The 18589-nt window shown below is 38.6% G+C and carries 16 protein-coding genes; 14 read left to right on the forward strand and 2 right to left on the reverse strand.

The annotated features are described in order from the left end of the window. Positions 1-322: 322 nt before the first annotated feature. The 12 genes from epsC (at position 323) to AW17_RS10050 (ending at position 15147) form a co-directional block, all read left to right on the forward strand. Complete coding sequence (epsC, locus tag AW17_RS09995) at positions 323-1135, forward strand: serine O-acetyltransferase EpsC (RefSeq protein ID WP_029276001.1); 813 nt, start codon at positions 323-325, stop codon at positions 1133-1135. An 11-nt stretch (positions 1136-1146) separates the two neighbouring features. Continuing rightward, positions 1147-2019 (forward strand): cysteine synthase CysM, encoded by an 873-nt coding sequence (gene cysM, locus AW17_RS10000; RefSeq protein WP_029276003.1) that lies wholly within the window; start codon positions 1147-1149, stop codon positions 2017-2019. Positions 2020-2234: 215 nt separating this feature from the next. Further along, positions 2235-2975: a 5-oxoprolinase subunit PxpB gene (gene pxpB, locus AW17_RS10005; protein ID WP_029276005.1), complete on the forward strand. Its 741-nt coding sequence runs from the start codon at positions 2235-2237 to the stop codon at positions 2973-2975. Continuing rightward, the gene (locus AW17_RS10010; protein ID WP_029276007.1) at positions 2972-3976 is read left to right on the forward strand and encodes a 5-oxoprolinase subunit C family protein; all 1005 of its coding nucleotides are present in this window, start codon (positions 2972-2974) and stop codon (positions 3974-3976) included. Before pxpB ends, AW17_RS10010 begins: the two co-directional genes overlap by 4 nt. After that, complete coding sequence (locus AW17_RS10015; RefSeq protein ID WP_029276010.1) at positions 3973-4734, forward strand: 5-oxoprolinase subunit PxpA; 762 nt, start codon at positions 3973-3975, stop codon at positions 4732-4734. The genes AW17_RS10010 and AW17_RS10015 overlap by 4 nt, the downstream gene beginning before the upstream one ends. Beyond that, positions 4731-5915, forward strand: a complete 1185-nt coding sequence (locus AW17_RS10020; RefSeq protein WP_029276012.1) for an NRAMP family divalent metal transporter — start codon at positions 4731-4733, stop codon at positions 5913-5915. The genes AW17_RS10015 and AW17_RS10020 overlap by 4 nt, the downstream gene beginning before the upstream one ends. Before the next feature lie 11 nt (positions 5916-5926). Beyond that, entirely contained in the window at positions 5927-8488 is a 2562-nt protein-coding gene (locus AW17_RS10025) for a M1 family aminopeptidase (protein WP_029276014.1), read from the forward strand. Between the two features lie 617 nt (positions 8489-9105). Continuing rightward, entirely contained in the window at positions 9106-10488 is a 1383-nt protein-coding gene (locus AW17_RS10030; protein ID WP_029276015.1) for a mercuric reductase, read from the forward strand. A gap of 2 nt (positions 10489-10490) precedes the next feature. Continuing rightward, positions 10491-11450 carry an ABC transporter ATP-binding protein gene (locus AW17_RS10035; RefSeq protein ID WP_029276017.1) on the forward strand — a complete coding sequence of 320 codons (960 nt, stop codon included), beginning with the start codon at positions 10491-10493 and terminating at the stop codon, positions 11448-11450. Continuing rightward, positions 11443-13014, forward strand: coding sequence for an ABC transporter permease/substrate-binding protein (locus tag AW17_RS10040; RefSeq protein ID WP_029276019.1), 1572 nt, complete (start codon positions 11443-11445; stop codon positions 13012-13014). Before AW17_RS10035 ends, AW17_RS10040 begins: the two co-directional genes overlap by 8 nt. Then, positions 13014-14165: an ergothioneine biosynthesis protein EgtB gene (egtB, locus tag AW17_RS10045; RefSeq protein ID WP_029276021.1), complete on the forward strand. Its 1152-nt coding sequence runs from the start codon at positions 13014-13016 to the stop codon at positions 14163-14165. Before AW17_RS10040 ends, egtB begins: the two co-directional genes overlap by 1 nt. 7 nt (positions 14166-14172) lie before the next feature. Then, positions 14173-15147 (forward strand): L-histidine N(alpha)-methyltransferase, encoded by a 975-nt coding sequence (locus tag AW17_RS10050; RefSeq protein ID WP_029276023.1) that lies wholly within the window; start codon positions 14173-14175, stop codon positions 15145-15147. On the opposite strand, the gene AW17_RS10055 is transcribed toward AW17_RS10050, so the two are convergent. After that, the gene (locus tag AW17_RS10055) at positions 15144-16217 is read right to left on the reverse strand and encodes an aminotransferase class V-fold PLP-dependent enzyme (protein WP_029276025.1); all 1074 of its coding nucleotides are present in this window, start codon (positions 16215-16217) and stop codon (positions 15144-15146) included. The genes AW17_RS10050 and AW17_RS10055 overlap by 4 nt on opposite strands. Before the next feature lie 114 nt (positions 16218-16331). On the opposite strand from AW17_RS10055, the gene AW17_RS10060 reads away from it, so the two are divergent. Both AW17_RS10060 and AW17_RS10065 read left to right on the forward strand, forming a co-directional pair. Further along, positions 16332-16808 (forward strand): DinB family protein, encoded by a 477-nt coding sequence (locus tag AW17_RS10060; protein ID WP_029276026.1) that lies wholly within the window; start codon positions 16332-16334, stop codon positions 16806-16808. A 115-nt stretch (positions 16809-16923) separates the two neighbouring features. Continuing rightward, positions 16924-17307, forward strand: a complete 384-nt coding sequence (locus AW17_RS10065) for a VOC family protein (protein ID WP_029276027.1) — start codon at positions 16924-16926, stop codon at positions 17305-17307. Positions 17308-17391: 84 nt separating this feature from the next. Here AW17_RS10065 and AW17_RS10070 read toward each other — a convergent pair whose 3' ends face one another. After that, positions 17392-18588, reverse strand: coding sequence for an acetate/propionate family kinase (locus tag AW17_RS10070; protein ID WP_029276029.1), 1197 nt, complete (start codon positions 18586-18588; stop codon positions 17392-17394). Between the last annotated feature and the right edge of the window lies 1 nt (position 18589).

The following is an 18589-nucleotide window of genomic DNA, read 5'->3' on the forward strand; positions in this document are numbered from 1 at the left end:
CATTTTGTGGCGTTTTAATCAAGTTTTCTGTTAAGACGGTCGTCACCCTGAATTTATTTCAGGGTCTTTCACGCTAAAAAGATGCTGAAATAAATTCAGCAGGACGATAAAGCGGGATTAGGCGTAAATAAGATATAATTTTCAGCAAATAATTATCGAACTCAGGTTAAAAGGTATATTCATGAATTTTATTGTTATTGCCGAGCAATTTTTATCATAAAAATGCGCCAGTTGTTTTGGTTTAAAAAAACAAAACTTACATTTAGCGATTAAATCTATATACCTAGTCGATGAGCAGATCGGGCAGGTATGACCACCAGTTATGGAAGACCATTTTTTTGAACAAATTATTAAGAATCCTCTTGAGCAACCAAATATTCCACCCAATGAAGTGATATCCCATTGGGCAGAAAAGCTAATTCAAGTGCTTTTTCCTGAAAATTCTTCTAAAGTATTTTCAACAATTATAGAAGTAAAGGAATATGTTGCTGTTTTAGAACTTGAACTTTATGATATCATATCAGCCAGTTGTAAGCTTAAAAATAGCGAATGTAAAAATGCAGCAGGTCAGTTTTTTGAAGAACTTCCAGCGCTTTACCGTGTATTGAACACCGATATAGTCGCCATTTATGAAGGCGATCCGGCTGCACAGAGCAGGTTTGAGGTAATTAGAACCTATCCCGGTTTTTATGCCATCTGTTTCTACAGAATTGCCCATATGCTTTATAATTTCGGTATACCGCTGGTTCCAAGAATTCTTACCGAATATGCCCATTCTAAAACAGGTATCGATATCCATCCGGCAGCCAGTATTGGCGAATACTTCCATATTGATCATGGAACTGGGATTGTTATTGGCGAAACCAGTACAATAGGCCGTTACGTGAAACTTTATCAAGGGGTAACACTTGGCGCTTTGAGTGTTAAAAAAACATTAGCAGGTAGCAAACGCCATCCAACAGTAGAAGATAGGGTAGTAATCTATTCTGGGGCAACCATACTGGGCGGCGAAACCACCATTGGGCACGATAGCATCATCGGGGGGAATGTGTGGCTTACTGAAAGTATCCCAGCTTTTTCTACGGCTTATCATTCTCCAATAATTACCATTAGAAACCATAAAGAAACCAATTAATATATAAAAATATGGCAGGAATAATCGATCTGATCGGAAATACGCCAATGGCTGAACTTCAGAAGCTGAATATTAACCCAGCGGTAAGGGTATTTGCCAAATTAGAGGGAAACAATCCAGGCGGTAGTGTTAAAGACAGAGCGTCGCTCAATATGATCAGAAGTGCGATAGAACGTGGCGATATAGCTCCTGGAACTAAACTGGTAGAGGCCACAAGTGGTAATACCGGAATTGCATTGGCTATGATTGCAAGTTTATATAATTTAGAAATTGAATTGGTTATGCCAGCCAATTCTACGCGCGAACGTAAGGTAACTATGGAGGCCTTTGGTGCAAAAGTAACCCTACTAGAAAGTATAGAAGAATGCAGGGATTATGCAGAAGAAAAAGGCGTTTCAAATGGATATTTTTTATTAAATCAATTTGCAAACCCTGATAATTACCTGGCTCATTATAAAACAACCGGACCAGAAATATGGAGAGATACGGAGGGGCAGATTACGCATTTTGTAAGTTCTATGGGAACAACGGGGACCATTATGGGCTGCTCCCGATTTTTTAAGGAAAAAGATAATAATATTCAGATTGTAGGCTGTCAACCTACTGAAGGTTCTTCTATTCCGGGTATCAGGCGTTGGCCTGAGGAGTATTTACCTAAGATTTTCGATCCACTACGGGTAGATAGGGTAATGGATATCGCACAGGACGAGGCAACCTTAATGTCGAGAAGAATGGCAAAAGAAGAAGGTTTATTCGCTGGCATGAGCTCTGGTGGTGCCTGTGCAGCTGCTTTGAAGCTTGCTAATGAACTAGATAAAGGAACCATTGTTTTTATCGCCTGCGATCGGGGAGACCGCTACCTGAGCAGCGATCTTTTTGGTTGAGCGTAAATCACTAATCTTGTTGAGCTTTTTTTGATAAAAGCATGCGAACCCTATAGCCATTTAAAAATACCTTCTTTACTTTTTTTACGCATAATTAGCTACGATTATTCACAAAACTTGTGATTTTGATATTATATAGTCATTTTTATAGCAGCAGTTTAGTTGTTAGGCCCGTTTTATAAAGAACACTTATTATTAAATCTTACTGTTTTTGTATGACTGAGCAGGTAGGGTATTTTGAAACAGATACCCCCTTAAAAATTTATGGGCTGAGCGAAAAATCGGTTACTATAGGATTCGGAACGGCAATCGATCACCATTTGCTGGCCCTGATCACCGATTTTAATCAATTGTTGTTGCAAAACCCTTTTTCTGGTTTAATAACCACAGTTCCGGCTTATACTACATTAACTGTTTTTTTTGATCCCTTAAGTGTGATGTTATCAGGTCTTCCGGGGCAGGTTTGTTTCGAAAAGGTATCAGCACATTTAAATAAAATTGCTCAAACAAAAAGAGAAAAATCAAGCAAAATACCTGATAAACTGATTATTCCTGTATGTTATGGTGGCGATTTCGGACAGGATCTTTCAACGGTAGCTCGCACAAACAAGCTTAGCGAAACTGAGGTAATTGATATACATACTGCCGGGCAATATACTGTTTTCATGATCGGCTTTGTGCCGGGTTTCGCCTATATGGGCGGAATGGATACCCGATTATCAACCCCTAGAAAAGAGGTTCCCAATGCTAAAATACCCACCGGATCTGTAGGTATTGCAGGCACTCAAACGGGCATTTATCCTATGGAAACACCTGGCGGATGGCAGATTATTGGAAAAACGCCATTAAAGATATTTGATGTAAACCGCTTACAACCATCACTTTTAAAGGGAGGCGATATAGTTACTTTTAAAGCCATTGGTATAAAGGAGTTTAATGCTTATGCTGAAATATGAGTATGAAAATCAGCATCATTAAGCCAGGTTTATTAAGTACCATTCAGGATATGGGACGATACCGATTTCTTTCGCAAGCTGTACCTGTTTCGGGCGCCATGGATGAGCTGGCCCACCGATTAGCGAATAAAGCTGTTGGTAACGATGATAATAATGCTACCATTGAGTTTACCTATGCCGATGCTTCATTTAAAGCTGAAACACCTGTTCTAATTTCTTATTCTGGCGATGGTGCAAGCTTAGTTTACAATAATGAATTAATGCCTGCAGAAAAGCCATTGTTTTTTCCGGCAGGGTCCGTTATAAAGCTGATCCATAATGCAATTGGGGTGCGTACCTATTTGGCTATTGCGGGTGGATGGGATGTGCCTGATGTAATGGAAAGTAAAAGTACCTATCTTACTGCTGCTTTTGGGGGCTTTAAGGGGAGGGCATTGCAAAAGGCAGATGTTTTGGTTAGCGGTACTTTACTTAGCGAAGTATCAGATGGAATATTGAATCATTTGATTGAAAGATCGTTAACCTATCCAAATTGGCGCATTTCGCGCGAAAGTTTACTGCCAGAGAATAGACAAAGCATTAGAGTTGTACTTGCCAATGAAATCAGCTGGTTTGACGCAACATCCATTATTTCATTTTTAACCAATTCTTATTCCATTGATAGAAGGAGTAATCGTATGGGCTATCATTTATCTGGAAAACCATTGGTAAAGAAGGTTAAAAAAGAATTGCTCAGCACCGCAGTAACAGCTGGGGTTATCCAGGTAACTGGGAGTGGCGATTTGATTATACTCATGGCCGACTGCCAAACAACAGGGGGGTATCCGCGTATCGCGCACGTTGCAGCGGTCGATTTACCTTTATGTGCCCAGTTAAAACCTGGCGATACCATTCATTTTTCCGAAATTTCGAGAGATGAGGCAGAAGCGCTTTACCTTGAACGTGAACACGATTTATCGTTGATTACCATGGCAATAGGCCTTAAATATATTAAAACATGAAAATAATCGATCTTAATTGCGACATGGGAGAAGCATTTGGGAATTATACCATGCCCAATGATGAAAAACTGATGGATTATATTTCATCGGCAAATATTGCCTGTGGTTTCCATGCCGGCGATCCGGCTGTAATGCAGCAAACTGTAGCTTTAGCCTTAAAAAAAGGAGTGGCCATTGGTGCGCACCCTGGTTTGCCCGATCTGCAGGGCTTTGGTCGTAGAGAAATGAAGATTACCCCAAATGAGGCTTATCAGCTTACTTTATATCAAATGGGTGCATTAAGCGGTTTTGTCAAAGCTGCAGGTAGTAAATTGCATCATGTTAAAGCACATGGCGCATTGTATAATATGGCTGCAAAGGATACCGCTTTGGCAAAAGCCATTGTACAGGCCGTTTACGATTTCGACCCTGGTCTGATCTTATATGCTTTAGCAGGAAGTAAGATGATCGATGAAGCTGAAAAAAAGGGGATTGTAACCGCATCAGAAGTTTTTGCCGATCGTAGTTATCAGGATGATGGTTTACTTACCCCTCGGTCAGCAGACAATGCTTTAATTACGAATGAAGAAGATGCCATCAATCAGGTATTGGGATTTGCTTTAAACCAGGAAGTAAATAGTATAAATGGAAACCGCATCGCGGTTAAAGCCGAAACGGTTTGTTTGCATGGCGATGGTGAACACGCTGTTGCTTTTGCTAAATTAATAGCTGAACGGTTACAAAAAGAAGGTATCGTAATTAAAGCTCCAGCAATATGAAGCCAAAATACAATTGGAGTGTACTTTTAGGGGCAGCTTTTTTAATGGCTTCATCAGCCATTGGCCCTGGGTTTTTAACACAAACCGCAGTTTTTACCCAGCAATTAGGCGCAAGTTTTGTGTTTGTGATATTGCTATCCATCATATTAGATGCCATTGCACAGTTAAACATCTGGCGGATTATTGCTGTTGCCGATAAACCTGCTCAAGATATAGCCAATAAGGTATTTCCAGGTTTGGGATACTTTATTTCATTCCTGGTTTTTTTAGGTGGTTTGGCTTTTAATATTGGTAATATTGCTGGCGCTGGCTTAGGACTCAATGTATTATTCGGCATTAGTGTAGGACAGGGTGCTGTAATAAGTGCAATTATGGCAATAGGTATCTTTATTTACAAGGAAGCTGGCAAGGCAATGGATGTTTTTGCCAAAACCATGGGGCTGATTAAAATTGTACTTGCCTTAATTATCGCTTACACCAGTTCGCCACCATTGGCAGAAGCTGCATTAAGGGCAGTAAATCCTACGCAGTTTAGTTTTACGGCAGTATTAACCATAGTTGGTGGAACAGTGGGTGGTTATATCACCTTTTCAGGTGCTCACCGTTTATTGGATGCCAGGCAAACTGGGATCCATAATTTAGGTGCCGTAAATAAAGGGGCATTAAGTGCCATTGGATTGGCATCTATTATGCGCTTATTGTTGTTTATTGCAGCATTAGGGGTGGTAAGTAAAGGTTTTACCTTAGACCCATCCAATCCAGCTGCTTCGGTTTTTAAATTGGCCAGCGGCGAAATCGGTTATAAGATTTTTGGTGTGGTAATATGGGCTGCGGGGATTTCTTCTGTTGTGGGCTCTGCGTATACCTCCATTTCATTTATTAAGAGTTTTCACCCACTGATATTAAAGTTTAACAGAGAGATAATCATCGCCTTTATAACCATATCCTGCATTATATTTATCCTTATCGGTAAACCCGTTAAAATACTGCTTACCGTAGGCGCCATTAATGGTTTTATTTTACCAATTGCATTAGGTATTATGCTCATTGCCGCTTATAAAACCAAAATTATTGCAAATTACAAACAACCGTTTTGGTTAACCTTAACAGGTTTAGCTGTGGTATTAACTATGGTTTGGATGAGTTATGGTACCATAATACAAATGATAAAAGGAGAATAAATCTTTATACGATGAATACGATTACCAAATACTTTTGCTTTTTCTTTCTATTAAGTGTTACCTGTTTTGCGCAACAGGTTACTAGTCCCGTAGCCATTGAACCCGGAGTTTCTCTTGCACTGGCAAGTTCAAGAAGTGCAGCCATAAGTAACATTCAATATAAGCTTCACTTTACCATTCCAACAGAACAAACAGCGCCAATTCAATCAACTGAAAATATTGATTTTAAGCTAAATAGGTTGATTTATCTGCAGATCGACTTTAAGCAGGATGTGGACCATATAAAGCGAGTATCGGTTAATGGCAAAACGATACCGATTGATTTTCAAACAGAACATATCCTAGTAAAGCAGGAGTATTTAAAAGTAGGTGCCAACCATGTCGAGATTGGATTTATTGCGGGTAACGAATCATTAAACCGAAACAAAGACTTTTTGTATGCGCTTTTTGTTCCTGATCATGCCAGAACGGTATTCCCGTGCTTTGATCAACCCGATTTAAAAGCTAAATTTTTACTTTCATTAACCGTTCCAACTGATTGGCAAGTAATGGCTAATGCGAATAAAAAAGACTCATTTGTGCAAGGGAGTTCTACTACCTATCATTTCAATAATTCAGATAAATTACCCACTTATTTATTTTCCTTCACTGCGGGTAAATACACCTTGATAAATAGGGAAATGAAAAATAATAAAATGGAATTTTTGCACCGCGAAACTGATTCAGCCAAAATCAAGCTCAGCGTAGATTCTGTTTTTTTAGCACATCGTGATGCTCTCGATTTTTTGGAAGACTGGACAGCGATAAAATATCCTTTTCAAAAAGTGGGTTTTGTTAGTATTCCAGATTTCCAGTTTGGCGGTATGGAACATCCTGGGGAGGTACAATATAAAGCATCAGCATTGTTTTTAGATCAAGGTGCAACCAAAGATCAGTTCATTTCGCGTTCTAACCTGATTTCGCATGAAACCGCACACATGTGGTTTGGCGATCTGGTAACCATGAAATGGTTTAACGATGTTTGGATGAAAGAGGTTTTTGCCAATTTTATGGCCGATAAGGTAACTGAAAAGTTAATGGGTAAAAGTACTTTCGACCTTAAGTTTTTACAAGACCATTATCCGGCAGCTTACGGGGTAGATAGAACACTGGGCGCCAATCCCATTCGCCAGCAATTGGATAATTTACAAGAGGCTGGATCGATGTATGGAAATATAATTTACCATAAAGCACCAATTATGATGCGTCAATTGGAATTATTGATGGGAAAACAGAATTTTCAACAGGGTATAAGGGAGTATCTGAAAAAGTACAGTTATAGCAACGCTACATGGAATGATTTGATTGCCATTTTAAGTAAATACAGCAAAAGTGATCTCCATAGTTGGAACAAAGTTTGGGTAAATGAACCTGGCAGACCAGTTTTTAGTTACGATATTAAATACAACGGAGATAAAATAAGCGATTTAAGCTTAAACCAAAGCAGTGAGATGGGGCAGCCACGGGTATGGCCGCAATCTTTTACGGTTAAGCTGGTTTACCCAGCAGCGAGTAAGATTTTGGTTGTAAATGCTCAGCTTGCTAAAGCAGATTTAATTGAAGCAAAAGGTCTTCCAAAACCACAGTATATTTTATTTAATGCAAACGGTGCGGGATATGGCCTTTTTCCGATTGATAAAGAGATGATGGCAAATCTTTATGATCTTGTTGATCCGTTAGAACGGGCATCAGCCTATATCAATGCCTACGAAAATATGCTTTCGGGCAAAAGCACTAAGCCTAAAGAACTTTTGGCTGTGTTTTTACAAGGATTATCGGTTGAGAAAAACGAGATGAACCTCAGGCTGATTACGGGATACCTAACCAATATTTACTGGACTTTTCTTACTGCTGAAGCACGGAATGCGATGTATGAAAGTATGGAGAAAACAATATGGAATGCAATGGAGCAACAGCAAACGCAAAATAACAGGAAGATTTTGTTCAATGCTTATCAAAATGTATACCTGAGTGCGGATGCCGGAAAACGCATGTATAATATCTGGCTCAAACAAACCGCACCAAGTGGAATTAAATTGTTAGAAGATGATTATAGCGCGTTAGCTTTAACGCTAGCCCTTAAAACAGATACTGCAAATACGATCTTAAAAGATCAGTTGGCACGTACCAAAAACGAAGATCGTAAAAACCGGCTTATTTATTTAACGCCTGCCTTATCTTTAGATGTTATGGAAAGAGATAATTTTTTTAACGGCTTAAAAGACCGGAAAAACCGACAGAAAGAGGCCTGGGTAACTACAGCTTTATCTTACCTGCATCATCCCATCAGGCAAACAAGTTCTATCCATTATCTCAAAGAAAGCTTAGAATTATTGGAAGAAATACAGAAAACAGGAGATATATTTTTTCCGCAATCGTGGCTAGCTGCTATATTCTCGAGTTATAATAACAAAGAAGCCAATGCAGTTGTACAGGATTTCTTAAAATCACATCCTAATTACAACCCAAAATTAAGGGATAAAATTTTGCAGACTACAGATAACCTTCGCCGTGCACAGATCATTTTACATTAACTTTAATGTAAATAAATTTGTTACATACAGGTCTAAGAAGAATTTATACTTTTGTCGCGAGAGCGTTAATTTAGATTGAAAGGGGTAAACATGAATTTGTTTGCCCTTTTCGTTTTTAGTCATATTAGTATTTAATGCCAGGTACTTTCTCCATCATTAAGAGATTAAGGGCATTAAGAAATACAAGGTTCATGTCTCACAGCACACTTTAAATCCAAAATAATCTTAACTTTCTTTATTTCTTAATGGTCAGGCTTTAGTTTAGAAAATAGTGGATAATGGTTATTAATTAAAAGATTCGGTCTCGTTATTTAGGTCATCCAATAAACCATTCAATAAAATGTCTCTTTTATCTTCAATTGAAGAATCATCCTAGATAAAAACGGTAAGGTTCGTGTTTTCTGTTGTTTGAGTTTGCATATAAGGCTGCGGTTTATGTTTGTCAATTAAATGTCTACAATTATCTAACGTCGATTTTGGAATATAGTTTGTAACTTTTTTATTCGAACTTGTAATGTCTCAATTGGGCATAGTATAAATTAATATTGACCAAACATTGGACTAGTATTTAGGTTATATCCTTCAGGATAAAACAAATTCTCTTAATCTGGAGATCGATGAAACACTACGACGCAATAATCATAGGTGCAGGGCAGGCAGGAACTCCTTTGGCCAAAAGGCTTGCCGAAGCAGGCAAAAAAACAGCGATTGTTGAAAAAAGATATGTTGGCGGCACATGTATTAATGATGGTTGTACACCAACAAAAGCAATGATCGCTTCCGCAAGGGCAATATATCAAGCCAGAAGAGCAACTGAATTGGGCGTAGAAGTTGGAGCGATCAAAATTGATTTTAGAAAGATAAAGCAACGGAAAGACGATATCGTAAACCAGTTCAGGTCATCATCTGAAAAAGGCCTTAAAAATACCAAAGGACTTGAGCTTATATTTGGAACGGCCAGATTTAGTAGTGAAAAAGAACTGTCTATTGCACTCAACGATGGCGGTGAAGAAAAAGTAACCGCCGAATGGATTTTTATCAACACTGGTGCAAAAACTACCATACCGGATATTGAAGGATTAGATGAAATTAATTATCTTACATCGACAACAATTTTAGATCTTAAAACTGTTCCAGAACACCTGGTGGTTATTGGCGGAAATTACATCGGGCTTGAGTTTGGGCAAATGTTTAATCGATTTGGTAGTAAAGTAACCGTTTTGGAAAAATCATCAGGCATATTAGCGAGAGAAGATCAGGATATCTCATCAGCACTCACTGAAATTTTAACCGACGAAAACATCGAACTGATCACTGATGTTAAAATCAAGAAAATAGCGCAGGATAAAAAACAGATTAGCATTATGCTGGAGTCTGGGAAAATCAAAAAAGAAATAACTGCGAGCCATGTGTTGGTAGCCGCAGGCCGTACGCCTCAGACTGCAGATTTAGCCCTTGAAAACTGTGTCGTAAAATTGGATAACAAAGGGCATATCCTTGTTAATGAAAAACTCGAAACCAATATTAAAGGGATTTATGCATTGGGTGATGTAAAAGGTGGTCCTTCATTTACACATATTGCTTATAACGATTATACCATTGTTTACAGGAACCTAATGGAGGATACAAATTATGCTATTCACGATCGGCCGGTGCCATATTGCATGTTTACCGACCCTCAACTGGGGCGGATAGGTATTTCTGAAAAAGAAGCAAAAGAAAAGAAATTGAATTATAAAGTTGCCGTTCTACCGATGTCGAATGTTGCGCGTGGTATTGAAACAAACGAAACTTTAGGGCTGATGAAAGCAATTGTAGATGCTGATAGTAAAAAGATACTGGGAGCTGCTATCCTATCCTCAGAAGGTGGAGAAATCATGTCTGTTCTTCAAATGGCGATGGAAGGCGGGATTACTTACGATAGGATCAGATATTGTGTATTTGCACACCCTACTTATTCCGAATCGTTAAATAATCTATTTATGAAAATCGATAACTAAGTATGATCCAATTAAAAGAGATAAGTAAGAAATTTGGAGATACCTTAGCGGTAAATAAAGCCTCTTTTAAGGTAGAAGAAAAGGAAACGCTGGTATTGTTGGGCACAAGTGGCTGTGGTAAAACCACCACGCTAAAAATGATCAACCGGTTAATTGAGCCAGATGCAGGCCAGGTTTTTATCAATGGCGAAAATATAACCAATCAAGATCCTGATGTTTTACGAACGGGAATTGGTTATGTGATGCAGAACATTGGGCTTTTTCCACACTATACCGTCGCTGAGAATATTGCTGTTGTGCCGAAGCTTTTAAAATGGGATAAGGAAAAAATTAAAGTCCGAACGCGGGAGCTGATCAAAAAACTCCACCTTTCTGAAAATAGTCTGTCGATGTTTCCACATGAGTTAAGTGGCGGGCAACAGCAGCGGGTAGGCCTTGCCCGTGCTTTGGTTACAGACCCTTCTGTATTGTTAATGGACGAACCTTTTGGCGCTTTAGACAACGTTACCCGAACCAGTATCCAAAAAGAATTTAAGGGATTAGAAGAACTAAAAAGGAAAACCATTGTAATGGTTACGCATGATGTTCAGGAAGCTTTTGAATTGGCAGATCGCATCTGCTTAATGGATAAGGGGAAAATCATCCAGATTGGAACACCAAAAGAATTACTTTACCAACCGGTAAATGATTTTGCAAGGAAATTTTTAGCCGGACAAAGGTTAGCCCTCGAATTTAAAGTAGTTAAAATACAAGATATTTGGCCTTATTTACCTAAAGGGGCACTACAAGATGGAAAAAGCCTGTCTGCTGATTTGAATGTATGGGATGCGATGGAATTGTTGCGGAGTTCTGATCGGAGCGAACTTCTTGTTTCTGGTACCGATAAAGAAAGCAAAGCCATTAATTTCGAACAGTTAATCAAAGGATTTAACCAATTTCAAAACGCGCAGGTACATGAATGAGCATCAGCAAACTTTATGGCAGTTTATGCATGAGCAATCTGATAAATTGTTTGCTCAAACCCTTCAACATGTTGGTTTAACCTTTATTTCCCTACTTTTTGCCATCGCCATTGGCTTACCACTTGGTATATTGATTGCCAGAAAAAGAAAACTTTCCGGAACAGTTTTAGGGATTGCCGGCGTATTGCAAACGGTTCCGAGTATTGCCTTATTGGGATTTATGATCCCCATTTTAGGGATTGGTGCAAAACCTGCAATTGTGGCACTGCTCATTTATGCTTTGTTACCGATTATCCGCAATACCTATACGGGCATTATTGGCATCAATCAGCATGTTAAAGAAGCTGCCAGGGCAATGGGCATGAGCAAAAGTCAGATTTTGCTAAAGGTTGAGTTGCCATTGGCTATGCCCGTTATTTTGGCGGGTATCCGTACTGCAACAGTCATCAATGTAGGCGTAGCCACATTGGCCTCTTTTATTGCTGCGGGTGGATTAGGGGAGTTTATTTTTGGGGGTATTTCACTCAACAATACCAACATGATCTTAGCTGGGGCTATTCCTGCAGCTTTGTTGGCCATTATTCTCGATGCTTTACTTTCCCTGGTACAGAAAATGGATTTTAAAAAGCTGAGAAAAGCATTGTACGTTTTGCCCGTTGCGATTTTAATTTTAGGTGGCTTTTATGCACTTCCATCGGCTTATGGTTCTAGCTTAACCGCCGGATTTACGCCTGAATTTATGGGCAGACAAGACGGGGATCTTGGATTGAAATCTATCTATGGCTTAAAAATACATACCATTGTAATCAGTGATGCGGTAATGTACAAGGCCGCTTTTTCAAAAGAATTGGATGTGATTAGCGGTTATTCTACCGATGGTCGTTTGAAAGCCTTTGATCTAAAGATTTTAAGAGACGATAAAAGTATTTTTCCGCCGTATTATGCTGCACCCATTGTTCGGGATGAAGCATTGAAGCAATTTCCCCAGTTAGCAGAAACTTTGAATTTACTTGCTGGTAAAATTACTGATTCAGTAATGACCGATCTTAATTACAGAACCGATTATTTGCACCAGACACCGGAACGTGTAGCAAAGGATTTCCTCATCAGTACTGGTTTGTATAAAGCGCCAAAAAACGGACATAACGGTGTCGTGAGGATAGGCTCAAAGATTTTTGGTGAGCAATATATTCTGGCTGAAATGTACAGCATGTTGATTAAAGGAAATACAGATTATGAAGTGTCTACCAAAACAGGACTTGGTGGAACAAAAATCTGTTTTGATGCACTGATGAATGATCAGATCGATTTTTATCCAGAATATACAGGGACAGGTTTATTGGTTTTGTTGCAACCGGATCCAAAAATTGCGAAGGAAATGGCGCACGATAAAGATAAAACTTATGATTATGTCTGCACCGAATTTGAGAAAAAGTTTAAGATCAAATGGCTTAAACCTATAGGTTTTAATAATTCTTATGCTTTAATGATGCTGCAAAAACAATCAAAAGATCTGAATGTTAATACCATCACAGATCTTAAAAACTATCTAGATAAAAATTAATGACACTGGTAGAAGAATACTTGCAGATCAGGAAATACTCTGAACAAATTTGCGAACCCTTGCAAACAGAAGATTATGTCGTACAACCAATTGTGGATGTAAGTCCACCGAAGTGGCATTTGGGACATACCACCTGGTTCTATGAAACCTTTATATTAAAGCCGTTTTCTGTTAATTATCAGGTATATAACGATGAGTATAATTTCGTTTTTAATAGTTATTATGAAACGGTTGGTAACCGCGTAATCCGGACAGATCGTGGTAATTTAAGTCGACCCAGTGTAAATGAGATTTACCAGTACAGGGCTTATGTAGATGAAGCCATGGTGAAATTCTTGGCCACGACGCTAAAAGATGAAGTAGAAGAACTGCTGATTTTGGGTTTTAACCACGAGCAGCAGCACCAGGAACTTTTACTTACCGATATTAAATACATTTTAGGAAACAACCCACTTTTTCCAACCTATTCGAAAAACCAAAAGGAAATTTTAACCGTAAGTGAAAAGGAATCAGGCTTTATCCAAATTTCAGAAGGAATTTATGAGATCGGTTATGATGGAAAGGATTTCAGCTTTGATAATGAATTAAACAGGCATAAGATTTACCTGCACGATTTTTCAATCAGTAAAATATTGGTGAGTAATGCAGAATTTATCGAATTCATTAGTGCAGGCGGTTATGAAAATTTTAATTTCTGGCATGCTGAAGGATGGGATTGGGTGAAAAACAATAACATTAGTGCACCCATGTACTGGCACTTAATAGACGGAAAATGGTTTAATTATACTTTAGCTGGCCTTTTACCTATTGATTTAACCGCACCGGTAAGCCACATCAGCTATTATGAGGCTTATGCTTTTGCAAGCTGGAAAGGCATGCGTTTACCCACTGAATTTGAATGGGAAATAGCAGCCAAACACTTTAACTGGGGCGAACGATGGGAGTGGACCGAAAGTGCCTATTTGCCATATCCTGGTTTTAGTAAAGCACTGGGTGCCATTGGTGAGTACAATGGAAAGTTTATGGTTAACCAGAAAGTGCTTCGCGGTGCATCAATTGCCACGCCAGAAAATCATTCACGCATCAGTTATAGAAATTTCTTCCACCCACATTTAAGATGGCAATATACAGGGATCCGATTAGTAAAATAGTATAGATATGACCACCACCACTATCGAAACAGCAACAGACAACAAAACACAGTTCCTTCAAGAAACCTTGGCAGGCTTACACTCCGAGCCAAAATTTATGCGCTCTAAGTATTTTTACGATGCTACCGGAGACCGCATTTTTCAGCAGATTATGGAAATGGAGGAATATTATTTAACCAATGCAGAAATGGAAATCCTGCAATACCAGGCCAATCAGATTTCTCAGGCGATATCAGCCGATGGAAGCACTTTTGATTTAATCGAACTGGGTGCTGGCGATGCAACAAAATCCATTCACCTGCTAAAATCATTGTTGGATAGTCAGTTGGAATTTAGTTATTTTCCGATTGACATTTCCGCACATGTAATTTCAGACCTGGAAGAAAATTTGCCTAAAAAACTTCCTGGATTGGATATGAAGGGTTTAAATGGTGATTATTTTAATATGCTTAAAAAGGCCACAGAATTATCCAGCCGCAGAAAGGTTGTGCTTTTTATGGGCGCAAATATCGGAAACATGAGTATAGCCGATGCCGGAAAATTCTGCTCTTCATTAAAAAAGTTACTTTCTCCTAAGGATTTATTGATCATTGGATTCGACCTGAAAAAAAATCCTCAGCAGATTCTTTCTGCTTATAATGATAAAGGCGGAATTACCAGATCATTTAACCTCAATTTGCTTCATCGCATCAATAAAGAATTGGATGGCAATTTTGATCTGAACAATTTTGAGCATTATGCAAGTTACGATCCAGAATCTGGAGCCTGTAAAAGTTACCTCATCAGTTTAAAAAAACAGATTGTTAATATTGGTCAAAATGCCATTCACTTTGCAGAAAATGAGCATATTTTTATGGAAATATCACAAAAGTATTCGCTTAATGATATCGATCAGCTTGCAGAAAAAACCGGATTTAAACCGCTTAAGCGTTTCTTCGATCAACATCAGTATTTTGTAGATGCCATCTGGAAAGTAGACTAACTGCGGTTATCCAAAACCTGGAGCAGTTGATTTAAATCCTCTTCTGTATTATAAAAGTGAAATGAAATCCTTGTGCCTTTGCCACGTGGTGAGCAAAGTATTTTGGCTGCAGCAATTTTGTCAACTGTTTTTTGATCCAATGGCATGCTCATAATAGTAGATTGGTATTTTCGCTCCAATGTCCAATCTGGAATTAAGCCCCTTAAATTTAATGCTAACCTGGCTTTGTTGGAAATTTCCTGTACAGTTTTTTCAATCCAATCGAAACCGATTGAGCCAAGTTCATTTAAGCTTTCGTTTAATGTGCCAAAATTTAAGGTGTCTAAGTGCCCAGGTTCGAAACACATAGATAAATGATCTTTGCCTTTTAAAAAAGGTGCTGTAGGCAATTCGGCCAGTTTGTTTTTGCTATAAATCGCATCTTTCATCTGATCGGAAAGAAAGGCATAACCGTTTCCATACCCCGCTAAAAGCCATTTATAGCCACTTCCGATTAAAGCATCCAAGCCTGATTTTTCAAAGTTAAAATTTGTTGTGCCTAAAAACTGAGTGCCATCACCTATCAACAAAAGATCAGGATATGTAGCTTTTAATTTCTGGATAAATCCATCATCCATTCTTAATCCACTAATGTATTGTACCATACTAAATGCCAGCACGGTAGGTTTAAATTTTTCAATGGCAATAATGATGTTTTCTTCTAGCTTTTCATCAATAGCTATGCTATTGTACTCAAAACCCATACTGATTACAGGATAACTCACAGATGGATATTCCTCCTCCAATAATAGAAAACGATGGTTTTTGTCCAATCCACTCAGTAAAATATTAAAACCTACTGAAAAATTCTGAACCAGATAGGTGTTCTCGGATTTTGAACTGAAAAGTTTAGCTATGTTATTTCTGAGGTCGGTAATGATGGGCAGATTTTCCATTCTGAAAATACTTCCTCCGGAAATAAAGTCTTGATCGTGTTTAGTTCTCCATTCTGCCAGATTGGTAGATAAAATGCCAGAATTAGCGGTGTTGAGATAGGTATATGCTGTGAGGATCGGAAAAGATAGGTTCATGCCCAAATTTAAAAGAATTGTGCGTTAAAAAAATAGATGCTGCCACCGAAATTGATTTTTATACAAACCTATGAGAATCACATTTGTTAGATTTATACAATCTGCTAATGTTATATGGAAAATCAAACATCAATACTGGTTACGGAACTTAAAAAATTATTAAATGGGGGTGGAGCGCATGTAGGGTTTAAAGATGCTGTTGCCAATTTGCCTTTTAATCTATTGGGCGAAAAGCCTTACAACTTACCTTACAGCATTTGGCAATTGGTAGAACATATCAAAATTGCCCAGTGGGATATGCTCGAATTTAGCAAGGATGGATCGCATCGATCGCCTAAATGGCCAGAGGAATATTGGCCTAAAGAACTGGTGCCTAAAGATGAACATGCCTGGAACAATACACTAAAACAGATTGATGCTGATCTGAAAGAATTTATTGCTTTGTTAGATGCTTCAGATTTATATGTGCCAATTCCGCATGGCGATGGACAAAGTATATTACGCGAAGCCTTGCAGATTGCCGATCATAATGCCTACCACATTGCCGAAATTGTAGTCATCAGACGTTTATTGGGTGCCTGGAAAAGCTAAAGGAAGTTGTCTTGTTTGGGGCTGTACTTTGCCACTTATACGGCCTGTTATTGTTGGTTTATTCCACTAAATTTAAATATTCGTTCTCATGATAGTTGATTAAAATAAAGAAATTATGTTAAAAAACTCAAAAGCATTCAGTTCATTTTCTGTAGACGATATACAGAAAGCAAAAGATTTTTATCAAGGCGTATTGGGGATCGAAGTGAAAGATAACCCGATGGGCGTAATTGAACTGGTTATTTCCGGATCAGCAAATGTATTGCTTTATCCAAAGCCAAATCATGTTCCAGCAACTTTTACGGTACTTAATTTTCCTGTCGAAAATATAGATCAAGCGGCCGACGAACTTATTGCTAAGGGAATAAAGTTCGAGATTTACAATGAAGAATACTTCAAAACGGATAGTAAAGGCATCTCACGGGGAAACGGAGGACCAAACATCGCCTGGTTTAGAGATCCTGCCGGCAATATTTTGTCTATTTTGGAAACGGCCTAAGCCTAGCTAGACTTTCGAAATTGGCAAAGCGCAAAGGCCATAGCGCAAACTTCGGAAGTCTTTTCTCGGCCAAACTTCGGAAGTTTAGTCTATAAGCTCAAAACATTGGTGGGCAATTTCATATTCTTCGTTGGTTGGGATAACCAATATCTTAACCTTTGAATCAGCCTTGTTAATTTCTTTCAATTCTCCATTATAGGCTGTATTTTGATCTGAATCTAATTCAATACCCAGATAATCGAGTGCTGAACAAACGGATTCACGCATGTTACTGTCATTTTCGCCTACACCGGCGGTAAATACTATCGCATCTATGCCGTTTAAAATAGCTGCATAAGCTCCAATAAATTTCTTGATCCTATAGGCATAAAGTTTTAGCGCCAAAATTGCAGCTGTATTGCCTTCGCTTACCATTTTTCTAATGTCGCGCATATCGCTTGAACCCCCCACACCCAAAAGCCCCGACTGTTTGTTAACCAGGGTACTCAACTGCTCTAAAGTATATCCGGAATGTTCCATTAAATGAAAAATAACCGATGGATCGATGTCTCCAGAGCGAGTGCCCATCATTAATCCACTTAATGGGCCAAATCCCATACTCGTATCTATCGATTTACCATTTCTAATGGCGGTAATACTGCAGCCGTTGCCCAAGTGGATGCTGATAATTTTTGTATCAACTTTATTTAACCATTTAATGGCCTGTTCACTTACATATTTATGGCTGGTACCATGAAATCCATATACCCTGATGCCATGTTCTTTGTAATACCATTCCGGAATGGCATAACGATAGGCCTGTTCTGGTATGGTTTGATGAAATGCTGTATCGAATACTGCAATTTGTTTCGCGTTTACAAAAGTCTGTTCGGCTACTTCAATACATTTATAATTAACCGGATTATGCAGCGGCGCAAGAGAAAACAGCTTTTTGATCTGATGTTTTACCCCATCTGTAATAAGGGTTGCGCCTGTAAAATGTTCACCTCCATGTACTACTCTATGGCCAACAGCTGCAATATCATCAGGGCTGGCTATTACCGCGTATTCTCCTTCAGTTAGCAATGCTAAAACTTGTTTTAAGCCTTCGCCGTGGTTAGCAATAAAACCTGATTGTTCTATGCTATGCTTTTCGTTGTTGCGATAAACTGTATGTTTAATAAACGAGCCTTCAATGCCAATACGTTCTACCAGACCGCTGCAAACCGGAGTCTTTTCTGGCATGTTAAAAAGCTGGTATTTTAAGGAACTACTTCCGGAGTTGATTACTAAAATGTTCATA

The sequence above is a fragment of the Pedobacter borealis DSM 19626 genome (assembly GCF_000708285.2).
Lineage (GTDB): Bacteria > Bacteroidota > Bacteroidia > Sphingobacteriales > Sphingobacteriaceae > Pedobacter > Pedobacter borealis.

Coding starts and splice junctions, on each gene's coding strand:
- epsC (WP_029276001.1), top strand. CDS start 323: ATGGAAGACCATTTTTTTGAACAAATTATTAAGAATCCTCTTGAGCAA.
- cysM (WP_029276003.1), top strand. CDS start 1,147: ATGGCAGGAATAATCGATCTGATCGGAAATACGCCAATGGCTGAACTT.
- pxpB (WP_029276005.1), top strand. CDS start 2,235: ATGACTGAGCAGGTAGGGTATTTTGAAACAGATACCCCCTTAAAAATT.
- AW17_RS10010 (WP_029276007.1), top strand. CDS start 2,972: ATGAGTATGAAAATCAGCATCATTAAGCCAGGTTTATTAAGTACCATT.
- AW17_RS10015 (WP_029276010.1), top strand. CDS start 3,973: ATGAAAATAATCGATCTTAATTGCGACATGGGAGAAGCATTTGGGAAT.
- AW17_RS10020 (WP_029276012.1), top strand. CDS start 4,731: ATGAAGCCAAAATACAATTGGAGTGTACTTTTAGGGGCAGCTTTTTTA.
- AW17_RS10025 (WP_029276014.1), top strand. CDS start 5,927: ATGAATACGATTACCAAATACTTTTGCTTTTTCTTTCTATTAAGTGTT.
- AW17_RS10030 (WP_029276015.1), top strand. CDS start 9,106: ATGAAACACTACGACGCAATAATCATAGGTGCAGGGCAGGCAGGAACT.
- AW17_RS10035 (WP_029276017.1), top strand. CDS start 10,491: ATGATCCAATTAAAAGAGATAAGTAAGAAATTTGGAGATACCTTAGCG.
- AW17_RS10040 (WP_029276019.1), top strand. CDS start 11,443: ATGAATGAGCATCAGCAAACTTTATGGCAGTTTATGCATGAGCAATCT.
- egtB (WP_029276021.1), top strand. CDS start 13,014: ATGACACTGGTAGAAGAATACTTGCAGATCAGGAAATACTCTGAACAA.
- AW17_RS10050 (WP_029276023.1), top strand. CDS start 14,173: ATGACCACCACCACTATCGAAACAGCAACAGACAACAAAACACAGTTC.
- AW17_RS10055 (WP_029276025.1), bottom strand. CDS start 16,217: ATGAACCTATCTTTTCCGATCCTCACAGCATATACCTATCTCAACACC.
- AW17_RS10060 (WP_029276026.1), top strand. CDS start 16,332: ATGGAAAATCAAACATCAATACTGGTTACGGAACTTAAAAAATTATTA.
- AW17_RS10065 (WP_029276027.1), top strand. CDS start 16,924: ATGTTAAAAAACTCAAAAGCATTCAGTTCATTTTCTGTAGACGATATA.
- AW17_RS10070 (WP_029276029.1), bottom strand. CDS start 18,588: ATGAACATTTTAGTAATCAACTCCGGAAGTAGTTCCTTAAAATACCAG.